Annotated in this window: 15 protein-coding genes; 10 read left to right on the top strand and 5 right to left on the bottom strand. The window is 67.1% G+C overall.

What is annotated here, in order from left to right:
- Window positions 1-116 precede the first annotated feature (116 nt).
- Window positions 117-590: a response regulator gene (locus tag IPG63_09770; GenBank protein ID MBK6727531.1), complete on the top strand. Its 474-nt coding sequence runs from the start codon at window positions 117-119 to the stop codon at window positions 588-590.
- 39 nt (window positions 591-629) lie between these two features.
- On the opposite strand, the gene IPG63_09765 is transcribed toward IPG63_09770, so the two are convergent.
- The 4 genes from IPG63_09765 to IPG63_09750 all read right to left on the bottom strand — a co-directional run bounded on the left by IPG63_09765 (window position 630) and on the right by IPG63_09750 (window position 4,368).
- Window positions 630-1,193: a response regulator gene (locus IPG63_09765; GenBank protein ID MBK6727530.1), complete on the bottom strand. Its 564-nt coding sequence runs from the start codon at window positions 1,191-1,193 to the stop codon at window positions 630-632.
- A gap of 58 nt (window positions 1,194-1,251) precedes the next feature.
- Complete coding sequence (locus IPG63_09760) at window positions 1,252-2,571, bottom strand: sensor histidine kinase (protein ID MBK6727529.1); 1,320 nt, start codon at window positions 2,569-2,571, stop codon at window positions 1,252-1,254.
- Between the two features lie 152 nt (window positions 2,572-2,723).
- Window positions 2,724-3,383: a response regulator transcription factor gene (locus tag IPG63_09755; GenBank protein ID MBK6727528.1), complete on the bottom strand. Its 660-nt coding sequence runs from the start codon at window positions 3,381-3,383 to the stop codon at window positions 2,724-2,726.
- A 55-nt stretch (window positions 3,384-3,438) separates the two neighbouring features.
- Window positions 3,439-4,368: a polyprenyl synthetase family protein gene (locus IPG63_09750; protein MBK6727527.1), complete on the bottom strand. Its 930-nt coding sequence runs from the start codon at window positions 4,366-4,368 to the stop codon at window positions 3,439-3,441.
- Between the two features lie 250 nt (window positions 4,369-4,618).
- Between IPG63_09750 and ssb the strand changes: the two genes are divergently transcribed.
- The 9 genes from ssb (at window position 4,619) to IPG63_09705 (ending at window position 11,919) form a co-directional block, all read left to right on the top strand.
- Window positions 4,619-5,137: a single-stranded DNA-binding protein gene (gene ssb, locus IPG63_09745; GenBank protein ID MBK6727526.1), complete on the top strand. Its 519-nt coding sequence runs from the start codon at window positions 4,619-4,621 to the stop codon at window positions 5,135-5,137.
- Window positions 5,138-5,246: 109 nt separating this feature from the next.
- Window positions 5,247-6,302 (top strand): dTDP-glucose 4,6-dehydratase, encoded by a 1,056-nt coding sequence (gene rfbB / locus IPG63_09740; protein ID MBK6727525.1) that lies wholly within the window; start codon window positions 5,247-5,249, stop codon window positions 6,300-6,302.
- A gap of 27 nt (window positions 6,303-6,329) precedes the next feature.
- Window positions 6,330-6,566 carry a DUF433 domain-containing protein gene (locus IPG63_09735; protein MBK6727524.1) on the top strand — a complete coding sequence of 79 codons (237 nt, stop codon included), beginning with the start codon at window positions 6,330-6,332 and terminating at the stop codon, window positions 6,564-6,566.
- 351 nt (window positions 6,567-6,917) lie between these two features.
- Window positions 6,918-7,805 carry a glucose-1-phosphate thymidylyltransferase RfbA gene (rfbA, locus tag IPG63_09730; protein ID MBK6727523.1) on the top strand — a complete coding sequence of 296 codons (888 nt, stop codon included), beginning with the start codon at window positions 6,918-6,920 and terminating at the stop codon, window positions 7,803-7,805.
- Window positions 7,802-8,359, top strand: a complete 558-nt coding sequence (gene rfbC, locus IPG63_09725) for a dTDP-4-dehydrorhamnose 3,5-epimerase (GenBank protein ID MBK6727522.1) — start codon at window positions 7,802-7,804, stop codon at window positions 8,357-8,359. The genes rfbA and rfbC overlap by 4 nt, the downstream gene beginning before the upstream one ends.
- Complete coding sequence (gene rfbD / locus IPG63_09720) at window positions 8,356-9,270, top strand: dTDP-4-dehydrorhamnose reductase (protein MBK6727521.1); 915 nt, start codon at window positions 8,356-8,358, stop codon at window positions 9,268-9,270. Before rfbC ends, rfbD begins: the two co-directional genes overlap by 4 nt.
- Window positions 9,267-9,881, top strand: a complete 615-nt coding sequence (locus IPG63_09715) for an HAD-IB family phosphatase (protein MBK6727520.1) — start codon at window positions 9,267-9,269, stop codon at window positions 9,879-9,881. Before rfbD ends, IPG63_09715 begins: the two co-directional genes overlap by 4 nt.
- Before the next feature lie 47 nt (window positions 9,882-9,928).
- Window positions 9,929-10,972 carry an SPFH domain-containing protein gene (locus IPG63_09710; protein MBK6727519.1) on the top strand — a complete coding sequence of 348 codons (1,044 nt, stop codon included), beginning with the start codon at window positions 9,929-9,931 and terminating at the stop codon, window positions 10,970-10,972.
- The gene (locus IPG63_09705) at window positions 10,969-11,919 is read left to right on the top strand and encodes a hypothetical protein (GenBank protein ID MBK6727518.1); all 951 of its coding nucleotides are present in this window, start codon (window positions 10,969-10,971) and stop codon (window positions 11,917-11,919) included. The genes IPG63_09710 and IPG63_09705 overlap by 4 nt, the downstream gene beginning before the upstream one ends.
- Here IPG63_09705 and IPG63_09700 read toward each other — a convergent pair.
- Entirely contained in the window at window positions 11,890-12,525 is a 636-nt protein-coding gene (locus IPG63_09700; GenBank protein ID MBK6727517.1) for a hypothetical protein, read from the bottom strand. The genes IPG63_09705 and IPG63_09700 overlap by 30 nt on opposite strands.
- Between the last annotated feature and the right edge of the window lie 55 nt (window positions 12,526-12,580).

Raw genomic sequence — 12,580 nt, 5'->3', positions numbered from 1 at the left:
ACTCGAGGTTTCCCGACGCCGCGCCGGCGCTATCATGCGCGCACGGTTCGGCGCCGGGCCGGGGGGTCGTTGGGCGCCGACCGCATGCCCCCTGTCTGCCGGCGAAGATCCCCCCGATGAACACCCAATCCAAGCGCGAACTACCGGTCCTGGTCGCCGACGACGACGCCGATGACCGCATGCTGTTCGCCGAGGCCTTTTCCGAATCCGGGCTGCAAAACCCGGTGGCCTTCGTCGAGAACAGCGAAGAACTGCTGGATTACCTGCGCAACCAGCGCGAATACGCCGATGCGGATGCGTTCCCGACCCCTGGATTGATCCTGCTCGACCTCAACATGCCGCGCAAGAGCGGGCGCGAGGCGTTGCGCGAGATCCGCGCCGACGCGGCCCTGCGCCACTTGCCGATCGTCGTGGTCAGCACCTCGCGCTCCGAGGACGAAATCCGCCGCTGCTACGCCGAGGGCGCCAATGCCTTCGCCAGCAAGCCGGCCAGCCACGCCGGATTCATGCGCCTGGTGCGCAGCCTCGGCGAGCATTGGCTGTCGTTGGTCGAGCTGCCGAACCCGGAGCGCGCCGCGGCAGCGGAGTAGGCAATTCCCGACCCATGCGCTGCCCGCGCTGCGCGCGGCTCAGAGTTCGGATTCGTCGAGGTCGAGCCCCAAGTCGATCGAACCGTCGGGCGCACGCTTGATCTGGGTCAGTCCCGGATACATCGACTCCAGCCGGCGCAGTTCCATCTCGTGCCGCGACAGCTTGCCCTCCTGCACCCGCAGCTGGTCGGCCAGACGCTGGTTCTCCTGCAGCAGCCGGCGATGGTCGAGCGCCTGGGTGATCGCCGAGTTCAGCTCGAAGTCGTTCCACGGCTTGCTGACGAAACGGAAGATCTGCACCTTGTTGATCGCCGCGACCACCGCCTGCAGATCGGCGTAGCCGCTCAGGATGATGCGCGCGATGTCGGGCTGGATCTGCACCAGCTGCTCCAGGAAGCTGACGCCATCCATCTCCGGCATGCGGTAGTCGGAGATGACCAGGTCGAAGGCATGCTCGCGTGCTCGCGCCAGCGCTGCCGGCGGCGAGTTGAAGGTTTCGACCGCGACGCTGTCGCCGACCGCGCTCCAGGGCATGGCGTGGATGACCCGCCGCAGGCTGTTCAGGATGTTCGGCTCGTCGTCCACCAGCATGATCTTGGTCATCGCAAGACTCCTCGTGTTGGGAAAACCCGCGCCCTCCGCGGACGCGGTCCGTTGCCGTTCATGGCGCGCGCTTCACCGGCAGGAAGATCTGGAAGGTGGTGCCGACACCGACCGTGCTCTCGACGTTGATGCGACCCTGGTGCTTCTGGATGATGCCGTAGGAAAGCGACAGCCCGAGCCCGGTGCCGGTGCCGACCGGCTTGGTGGTGAAGAACGGATCGAAGATGCGCTTGAGGTTCTCCGGCGGGATGCCGTGGCCGTCGTCGCGGATCGCGATCTCCACCTCGTCGCCGAGCGCGCGCGTGCGGATGGTGATGTGGCCCTGGTCGGTGATCGAATGCCCGGCGTTGACCAGCAGGTTCATGAACACCTGGTTGAGCTGCGCCGGCATGCACTCGATCAGCGGCAGGTCGCCGAAGTCGCGGGTGAGTTCGACTTTGTACTTGAGGTCGTTCCAGACGATGTTGAGCGTGCTTTCGATGCCGCGATGCACGTCGGCCAGCACCCAGTCCTCGTTCTCGATCTGCCCGGCATGCGAGAAGTCGCGCAGGTCGCCGACGATCTTGCGCACGCGACCGATCCCCTCGCGGGTCTCCTCGACCAGCTGTGGCAGATCGGTGCGCAGGTAGTTGAAGTCGACCTTGCGGCGCAGCTCGGCGATGCGCTCGCCGAGCGCGTCGTTCGCGGTCGCGGCGCCGCCCTGTTCGTAGGCGTCGAGCAGCGTGAGCAGGCTCTCGACGTAGCCCTGCAGCGTGCCGAGATTGGAGTGGACGTAGCCGATCGGATTGTTGATCTCGTGCGCCACGCCGGCGGCGAGCTGGCCGATCGAAGCCATCTTCTCCGACTGCAGCAGCTGCATCTGCGCCTGTTTCAGCTGGGTGTAGGCGCTTTCCAGCTCGATGTGGCGATCATGCAGCACCTGTTCGCGCGACCATTCCCGGCTGGTGTCGCGCGCATGCACGGAAATGCCCAGGCGACGGCCGTCCGCCGCCTCCAGGATCTGCAGGCGCAGCTCGACCCGGTGCACGGCGGCGATCTCGACCGCGGCCTTGGACAACTCGAATTCGACGGAGTAGGTGCCCCACTCGTGCAGGCGCGCGAGCAAGGTCGCATCGAAGACCACCTCGCGCATCGCGCCCTCGCGTCCGTCACGCGACCACTGCCGCGTCTCCAGGTCCACGGCGACGTCATTGCGGTACACGACCGCACCCTCGCAATCGGTGATCCAGACGCCGTCCGGGAAGCACTGCAGCGCCGCGACCAGCAATTCTGGACTCGGCGCGCGCGCCGGGTCCGGGGCGGCGGCGAAGCTCTCCGCGCTGGCGCCGGTATCGCGCACGGCATCCGGTTCGGGGGTTCGTTCGTCGATCCGATGCATCAGCTGCATGTCGCTCTCCCGTCTGCCGCACCGCGGCGCCCGTCGTTGCGACCCGGGGCGCCGGCACAGCCACGCGCAAGCCCGCAACCACGGAGCCAGACTACATCCGCCCCGGCGGCCCTTCCATACGCGCGACTACCTAGCGCGCGGCCTCACTCCGGCACCGCGCAACGCAGGTGCATGCGCACCAGATCGGCGAGCGTGTGCAGGTCGAGCTTCTCCATGATGTGGGCGCGGTGGATCTCGATGGTGCGGTGGCTTGCGCCCAGCACGCGTGCGATCTGCTTGCTGGTCTGGCCGGTCACCACCTGGTCCAGCACCTGGCGTTCGCGCGGCGTCAGCGCGGCCAGGCGGCTCAGGAACGCCGCGCGCTGCTGGTCGTCGCCCGCTTGCGGTTGCGTCTGGCGCCGGGTGTGCTCGATCGCCGCATGCACGCGCGCCAGCAGGTGCTCGTTGTCGAATGGTTTCTCGATGAAGTCGAAGGCCCCGGCCTGCATCGCACGCACCGCGGTCGGCACGTCGGCGGCACCGGTCAGGAACAGCGTCGGCACGGTGCACTGTCGCGCCACCAGCTCGGCCTGCACGCGCAACCCGTCCATGCCCGGCATCTTCAGGTCGAGCACGATGCACGCGGCCGTGCCGAGCAGGTCGCTCGCCAGCAGCTCCGGGCCAGACGCGAATGCGCTCACTTTGCCGCCTGCGGCAACGAACAGGCGCGTCAGCGCCGAGCGCATGCCGGCGTCGTCGTCCACGACCAGGATGCTCGCCCCCGCGGTGGCCCGCGCTGCCTGTCCCGGATCCTGCTGCTGCATCGGCCCACCTCCCCGTCCGTAGCGACCCTTCGCGCGACCGACTGTCGCGCTCGCGTCAGTGGTTGCGATCCACCGAATAGCGCGCCAGCACCTGCAGCGCCGAGCGCGCCGGACCGCAAGCCAGCGCCTGCAGCGCCGCGTTCGCCTCGGTGGCATAGCGCACGGCCCGCGCCCGACTGTAGTCGATCGCGCCGCTGTCGCGGATCGCGGCGATCACGCCGTCCAGCGAATCCAGTCCGCCGTTCTCGATCACACGCCGGAGCGTGGCCACATCTGCGGGCGCGGCATGGTGCAGCGCGTGGATCAACGGCAGCGTCGGCTTGCCCTCGGCGAGGTCGTCGCCGACGTTCTTGCCGAGGGTGTCGGCATCGGAGACGTAGTCGAGCACGTCGTCGGCGATCTGGAACGCCATGCCGAGCGCCATGCCGTAGTTCGCGAGCGCGTCCTCGACCGCGCGCGGCGCATCCGCGAGCTGGGCGCCGACCCGGCACGCCGCCGCGAACAACACCGCGGTCTTGCGCTCGATCACGCGCAGGTACGCGGCCTCGTCGGTGTCCGGGTTGCCGATGTGCATCAGCTGCAGCACCTCGCCCTCGGCGATCTGGTTGGTGGTGTCGGCCATCACCCGCATGATCGGCATGCGTTCGAGCTCGACCATCAACTGGAATGCGCGCGAATACAGGTAGTCGCCGACCAGAACGCTGGCGGCATTACCGAACACCGCGTTGGCGGTGCGACGACCGCGGCGCAGACCGGACTCGTCGACAACGTCGTCGTGCAGCAGGGTCGCGGTGTGGATGAACTCGATCACCGCCGCGGCCTGGTGGTGCTGGCTGCCGCCATAGCCGGCGGCCTCGGCCGCGAGCAGCACCAGCATCGGGCGCAGGCGCTTGCCGCCCCCGGAAACGATGTGCTCGGCGACCTGGTTGACCAGCAGCACCTCGGAACCGAGCCGGCGCCGGATCAGGCGGTCGACCTCGTCCATCCCCTGCGCCACGTGCGCGCGCACATCCTCGAAGCAGGCAGGTGCGGCGTCGGGCACGAGGGGGGCGGTTGCGGACACGGAACGCTCGCAGGATCTGAGACCGGCGAATTATAGGGTGCGCCCGCGCATTTCCGACATTTCGCAGGTCAGTGCCGGCGATTTGCGCTTTCACCGGTCCCGCGCTTGCGCGAAGATGCCCGTCCCCGGAGGTCCCGCCAGCGCTTCCCAGCCCATCCCAACAGGAGTTTCCATGTCCCGCGGCGTCAACAAAGTCATCCTGGTCGGCAACCTCGGCGCCGACCCCGAAACCCGCTACACCCAGGGCGGCGGCGCGATCACCACGATCCGCATCGCCACCTCCGAGTCGTGGAAGGACAAGACCACCGGCGAAGCCCAGGAGCGTACCGAGTGGCACCGCATCAAGTTCTTCGGCCGTCTCGCCGAAATCGCTGGCGAATACCTGAAGAAGGGCCGCCAGGTCTACGTCGAGGGCTCGCTGCGTACCGACAAGTACACCGACAAGGATGGCGTCGAGCGCTACACCACCGACATCATCGCCAACGAAATGCAGATGCTCGGCGGCAACCCGGGCGCCGGCGAAGGCGGCGGCGCGCCGCGCGAACGCTCGGAACGCAGCAGCGCCCCGCGCGCCGGCGGCAACTACGGCGGCGGTGCGGACCGCGGCGGTGGCGAACGCGGCGGCGGCAATCGCGCCCCGGCTCCGCAGCCGGGCAACGCCCCGTTCGATGAGGACGAGATCCCGTTCTAGACGGAACCCGGGGCCGCGACCGCGGTCCATGGCGATCACGCGAGGGAGCCTGCGGGCTCCCTCGTCGTGTCCGCGGCTACAATTCCCGCCCTTTCGAGGAAGTCCCCAGATGCAAACCTGGCTTGTCACCGGCGGTGCCGGCTTCATCGGCGGCAATTTCGTGCTGGATCTGGCCGCTGGCGGTGGCCACCGCATCATCAATCTCGATGCGCTGACCTACGCCGGCAACCTCGACACGCTGGCGCCGCTCGCGCGCAGCCCGCACCACCAGTTCGTGCAGGGCGACATCGGCGACCGCGAACTGGTCGCGTCGCTGCTCAAGCAGTACCAGCCGAGCGCGGTGGTGAACTTCGCCGCCGAGAGCCATGTCGACCGCTCGATCGACGGGCCGGGCACCTTCATCCAGACCAATGTCGTAGGCACCATGAACCTGCTGCAGGCGACACTCGGCTACTGGCGCGGACTGCCCGCGGCGGAGCAAGCCGCCTTCCGCTTCCTGCATGTCTCGACCGACGAGGTCTACGGTTCGCTCGGCGACACCGGCGCCTTCCGCGAGGACACGCCGTATGCGCCGAACTCGCCGTATTCGGCGAGCAAGGCCGCGAGCGACCATCTGGTGCGCGCCTGGCACCACACCTATGGCCTGCCGACGCTGACTACGAACTGCTCGAACAACTATGGTCCGTACCAGTTCCCGGAAAAACTCATCCCGCTGATGATCCAGAAGGCGCTGACCGACCAGCCGCTGCCGGTGTACGGCGACGGCCGCAACGTGCGCGACTGGCTGTACGTGCTCGATCACTGCCGCGCCATCCGCGCCGTGCTCGAGCGCGGCCGCGTCGGCGAGGTCTACAACGTCGGCGGCAATGCCGAGCGCATGAACATCGATGTCGTGAACACGATCATCAAGCTGATCGACGAACGCCGCCCGCGCGCGAACGGCAGCGCGCGCAGCGACCTGATCACCTACGTGAAGGACCGCCCCGGCCACGACCGCCGCTACGCGATCGACGCCGGCAAGATCCGCAACGAACTCGGCTGGACCCCGACCGAGACCTTCGAGTCCGGCATCGCCCGCACCATCGACTGGTACCTCGCCAACCAGGCCTGGTGCGATCGCGTGCTGGATGGCAGCTACCGCGGCGAACGCCTCGGCGGCGCCTGACATAGAATTGTCGTCGAGGTGAATGCCATGTCCGAAGCAGTGATCGTTTGCGACCCGAAGATCCTCTCTGGAAAACCGACGATTCGTGGCACTCGGATTTCGGTGGAGCACATTCTCGAACGCCTTTCCTCGGGAGACTCCATCGAGGACCTGCTCGACGAGCACCCGAACATCACGCGCGATCAAGTTCGTGCTGCGATCGAATACGCGGTCAAGGCAGTTCGCCGTGAACGGGACTACCCCTACCCCCCCGTTGCTGCATGAACTTTCTGGTCGATGAGAATCTCGGGCGCAGCATCGTTCGCGTTCTGGAGCAACTCGGTCATGACGTGATCTGGGCAACGTCGGCAATGCAGGGCGCACCCGACGTGGACGTCATGGCTCGCGCACACCAGGAGCAACGCGTGATCGTTTCCGACGATACCGACTTCGGGACACTGGTTTTCCGCGATCAATTGACCACCGCAGGCGTCATCCTGCTGAGGATGCCTGGTCTGAGGAAGCACGAGGTTGCCGCGCGTCTCGCCGCCGCCGTGCAGGCACATGCACATGAGATATTGGGAAGTTTCATCGTCCTCAATCCGGACAACATCCGGATTCGGGCATTACCGGACCATCGACATCATGAAAGGCATCATCCTCGCCGGCGGTGCCGGCACGCGTCTGCATCCGCTGACGATTGCGGTCAGCAAGCAGCTGCTGCCGGTCTACGACAAGCCGATGATCTACTACCCGCTGAGCGTGCTGATGCTGGCCGGCATCCGCGACGTGCTGGTGATCAACACGCCGCACGAACAGGCCCTGTTCCAGCGTCTGCTCGGTGACGGTTCCGCGTGGGGCATGAACATCCAGTACGCGGTGCAGCCGAGTCCGGACGGACTGGCGCAGGCGTATCTGATCGGCCGCGAATTCGTCGGCGGCAAACCGTCGTGCCTGGTGCTCGGCGACAACATCTTCTACGGCCATGGCCTGACCGACGTCCTGCGCCGCGCCGCCGCACAAACCGAAGGTGCCACCGTGTTCGGCTACTACGTGCGCGACCCGGAGCGTTACGGCGTCGCCGAGTTCGATGACGCCGGTCGTGTCCTCAGTCTCGAAGAGAAGCCGATGGCGCCGAAGTCGCATTACGCGGTCACCGGCCTGTACTTCTACGACGGCCAGGCCAGCGACTACGCGGCAGCGCTGAAGCCGTCGCCACGCGGCGAACTCGAGATCACCGACCTCAACAAGGTCTACCTCGCCGAAGGCAAGCTGCGCTGCGAGAAACTCGGCCGCGGTTATGCCTGGCTCGACACCGGCACGCACGAATCGCTGATCGAGGCCGGCAACTTCATCGAGACCATCGTCTCGCGCCAGGGCCTGCGCGTCTGCTGCCCCGAAGAGATCGCGTTCCAGAACGGCTGGATCGACGCCGAGCAACTGCTGCGTATCGCCGCGCCGCTGGCGAAATCCGGTTACGGCGACTACCTCGCACGCATCGCCCGTGGCGAGGGCATGCGATGAGGGTGATCGACACCACCCTTTCCAGCGTCAAGCTGATCGAACCCGATGTGTTCGGCGATGCCCGTGGTTTCTTCTTCGAGGGCTGGAACCAGGCGCGTTATGCCGAACACGGCATCGACCTGCGCATCGTTCAGACCAACATGTCGCGCTCCGCCAATGGCGTGTTGCGCGGCCTGCACTACCAGTGGCCGAGTCCGCAGGGCAAGCTGGTGAGCGTGCTCGAGGGCGAGGTGTACGACGTCGCCGTCGACATCCGCCGCGGCTCGCCGAGCTTCGGCCAATGGACGGCGGCGGTGCTCTCGGCCGAGAACAAGCGCCAGCTGTGGGTGCCGGAAGGCTTCGCGCATGGCTTCGTCGTGACCAGCGAGAGCGCCCTGTTCCACTATCTCGTGACCGCCCCCTACGAGCGCGCGGCCGATGCGAACCTGCGCTGGAACGACGCTGCGCTGGCGATCGACTGGCCGATCGCGCAACCGTCGCTGTCGGACAAGGACGCAAGAGCGCCCTTCCTCGCCGACATCCCGATCGAGCGCCTGCCGGTCTACGTGTCGTGAGCATCCTGCTGCTCGGCGCCGATGGCCAGGTCGGTTTCGAACTGCACCGCACCTTGGCACCGCTGGCGCCGATCGTCGCGACCACGCGCAAGGGCGTGCTACCGGGTGTGGTCCACTGCACGCGTTGCGACCTCGACGACGATGACGCGCTGCGCGCGTTGATCGCGTCCACGCAGCCGCGCTGGATCGTCAATGCCGCGGCCTACACCGCGGTCGATCGCGCCGAAGACGAGTCCGCACTGGCGCAGCGCATCAACGGCAGCGCACTCGCCGTGATTGGCGCCGCGGCGACGCAGATCGATGCACGCGTCGTGCACTTCTCGACCGACTACGTGTTCAACGGCCAGTCGACGCGGCCGTGGCGCGAGGATGATGCGACCGCCCCGCTCGGCGCCTATGGGCGCAGCAAACTCGCCGGCGAGATCGCATTGCGCGAATCCGGCGCGGCGCACCTGATCTTGCGCACGGCCTGGGTCTACGGGGCGCGCGGCACGAATTTCCTGCGCACCATGCTGCGCCTGGCGCGCGAACGCGATCGTTTGACCATTGTCGCCGACCAGACCGGCACGCCAACCTCGGCGCGTCTGATCGCCGAGACCACGGCGCTGATCCTGCACACGCTGCGCGACGCAGCGGCAACCGATCCCCGCTTCGGCACCTACCACCTGACCGCCTCCGGCCACACCACCTGGCACGGCTTCGCCAGCCGCATCATCGACCACGCCCACACCGCCGGCCTGATCGAACGCAAACCAGATGTCGCCGCCATCACCACCGCCGAATTCCCGACCAAAGCCCAACGCCCCGCCTACTCAGTCCTCGACACCCACAAACTGCAATCCACCTTCGGCCTCACCCTGCCCGACTGGTCCGAAAGCCTGGCGCGGGTGATGGGCGAAGTCAGCGCATGAATGCCCCGGAGCGCAGACGAGTCCTCGCCCTGTTCGACTTCGACGGCACGATCACGACGCGGGAGATGTTGCCGGACTTTGTGCACTATGCGGTGCCGAGGTGGCGGTTGCGGATCGGCAAGGCGTTGTTGATGCCGATGGTGATTGCCTATCGCCTGGGATGGATCAGTGGCACCGCGATTCGTTCGGCGATCGCGTGGGTGGGATTCCGCGGCATGGCGGAAGCGACGTACGAGGCCAAGGCGATCGCGTTCGCCCGCGACGTGCTGCCAGGTGTGTTGCGACCGGAGATGATGCAGTGCATCGCCGAGCACAAGGCGCGCGGCGATACCGTCGTGGTCGTGTCCGGCGCCTATGACGTGTACCTGAAACACTGGTGCGCGACGCATGGCCTCGACTTGATCGCGTCGCCCCTGGAAGTCCGCGACGGCCGCCTGACCGGGCGTTATGCCGGCGCGCAGAACGTCAACGCCGAGAAAGCTCGCCGCGTGCGCGAACAGTATGAACTCGCCGCTTACGCCGAAGTCCACGCCCACGGCGACACCCGCGAAGACCAAGGCCTGCTCGCCCTCGCCCAGCGCCGCTTCTATCGCGGCCGGCAGGTCGCCTAGTTGCGACGGAGCGTCTAGTATCGGCGCCATTCCCCGGAGACGAGTGCATGGCCACGATCAGCAAGTACGGACCGCTGCGACACCTGCGCGCCGAACCCAACCAGTTCGTGCTGCACTTCAAGAATGGCCAGCTTGCGCGCTCCGGCGCGGGGCTGGCGTACTGGTTCCTGCCGCTGTCGGCCGCACTCGCCGAAGTGCCGGTCGAGGACTGTGCGACCACCTTCGTATTGAACGAGCGCTCGAGCGATTTCCAGGCGCTGAAGGTGCAATGCACCGTCGTCTATCGCGTCGCCAATCCCGCCGTCGCCGTGTCGCGCGTGAACTTCTCGATCGGTGCCGACACCGGCACCTGGGTGCAGCGCCCGCTGGATGCGATCGCGACCCTGTGGTCGCAGCGCGCACTGCCGCCGGCACGCAGTTATCTCGCCTCGGCGACGCTTGAGCAGGCCCTGAACCGCGGCTCGGATGCGATTCGCGAAGCCTTGATGAAGGCGTTCCGCGAAGACACCGAGATTGGCGCGATGGGCTTGGCCCTGGTGAACGTGGTGATCGACCAGCTCGCGCCGATGGCTGATGTCGAGAAGGCGCTGCAGACGCCGGCGCGCGAATCGATCCAGGCCAAGGCCGACGAGGCAATCTTTCAGCGTCGCGCCCAGGCGGTCGAGAAAGAACGCGCGATCAAGGAAAACGAACTCGCGACCGAGCTCGAACTCGAGCGCAAGCAGGAACTGTTGATCAAGCAGCGCGGCGACAATGCGCTGAACCAGGTGCGCCAGAGCGCCGCTGCCGACGCCGAGAAGACGCGCACCGAAATCGAGCGCCTGCAGGCGATCGCCGAAGCCGAGGCCAAGCGCCAGACCGTGGCCGCCGCGGCGGCCGCCGACGCGCAGCGTGTGCTCGCCGCAGCACGCCTCGACGAGACCGAAAAGCAGCACGAGATCTGGCGCAACACGCCGAGCCATGCCGCTTCCGGCATCGTGATGGCGCGTTTCGCCGAACACATCAAGTCGATCGGCCATCTGAACATCACGCCGGACCTGCTCGCTCAGCATTTCCGCGAGTGGCTCGGCAATCCGCCTGACGCGAAATGAGCGAGGTCGCACGCCGACTTGCGCGCGTCGTCGTCATCACCCGGCCGACGCCGCTCGAGCAACTGATCGCGCGCTATGGCACCTATGCCCAGGCCAAGTTCGTGCTCGCTTCGACCGGCGAACGCATCGACTGGTACGAGGCCACGCACGAGCGCCTCGAACATGGCCTCGGTCGCGCGCTGCAGGGCATCCCTCAGGACCGGCCGTATACCCGCATTGACCGCGCCGACCTCGACCGCTTCCTGTTCGCCCCCGACGACCTGGTCATGATCGTCGGCCAGGACGGCCTGGTCGCAAACGTCGCCAAGTACCTCGACGGTCAGCACACGATCGGCGTGAACCCCGATCCGGCGCGTTATGACGGCGTCTTGTGCCGACATGCGCCCGAAGACGTCGAAGACCTGACCACGGCGGCGATCGATGGCGATGCGCGCTGGCAGATCGAGGCACGCGTGCTCGCCGAAGCGGTCTGCGACGACGGCCAGCGCCTGCTCGCGTTGAACGAGATCTTCATCGGCCACATCAGCCATCAGTCGGCGCGATATCGGCTGCGTGCCGGCGAGATTGAGGAACGCCACTCCTCGTCCGGCGTGATCATCGCCACCGGCACCGGTGCCACCGGCTGGGCGCGCTCGATCGTCAAGCAGCGCGCGCTCGAACTGGCGATGCCCGCCGTCACCGAAGCCCGCCTCGCTTGGTTCGTGCGCGAGCCCTGGCCCTCGGTCGCCACCGCCGCCTCGCTCGATGTCGGCGTGGTCGATGCGAATACGCCCCTCAGCATCGCCTCGGAAATGAGCGAAGGCGGCGTGATCTTCGCCGACGGCATCGAGTCCGACCGCATCGACTTCGTCTCCGGCCGCCGCGTGCAACTGCGCATCGCCGAGCGGCGCTTGAACCTGGTGGTGCCGGCGGGAGGGTCAGTCGCCGGTCAGCCAAGTCCGGCGTGAACCCAGCGCCACGAACACCGCCAGCAACCACAAGGCGACGAAGGGACCCCAGTCGATGCTCTCCACCGACACCGGCGGCTCGGGGAAGAACCAGAGATTGAAGCCGAGCAGCAGCAGGCCCAGCGCCAGGCCTGTCAGCCCCATGACCCGACTCCAGCCGCCGCGCCGGCACATGGCCGCCGAGAACAGCGCCACCGCCGTGCTGATCAGCACATCCCAGGCCACATCGATGCCATGGTGAACGGCATGGCCGAGCGCTTCGACGCCCTGCATGCCCACCGCAGGCTCGGAGCCAGCGGAACCACGCAAATCGGCCAGCGTGACGAAGATCGCCTGCTGGACCGAGAGCATGATCAGCACCGTCGCTCCGCCCGCCACGGCGAAGCCGGCGGCGATCTGCGTCAGCGCGCTCCCGCGCCAGCGCGCAATGCCCCGATGCAGACCGACGGCGCCCACCGCGAGCAAGGGCCCGAATGCAAAGGCGGTCGTCAGCGTGAGTACGTCCGGCATCGGCACGAAGGCCGCCGCAAGGTAGCCGAGAATCGCAAGCGTGCCCGACGCCCCTCCGATCCTGGCCCAGGTGGTTTCATTCGTCATCGCACTCATCTCTGCCAATCTCCTCTGCATTCGCGGTTCTCGTTCCAGCATACGCAGCTTTCGC

The sequence above is a fragment of the Lysobacterales bacterium genome, assembly GCA_016703225.1.
GTDB lineage: Bacteria > Pseudomonadota > Gammaproteobacteria > Xanthomonadales > Ahniellaceae > JADKHK01.
The sequence above is the reverse complement of the archived record's forward strand: the minus strand, read 5'-3'. Positions and strand labels throughout refer to the sequence as shown.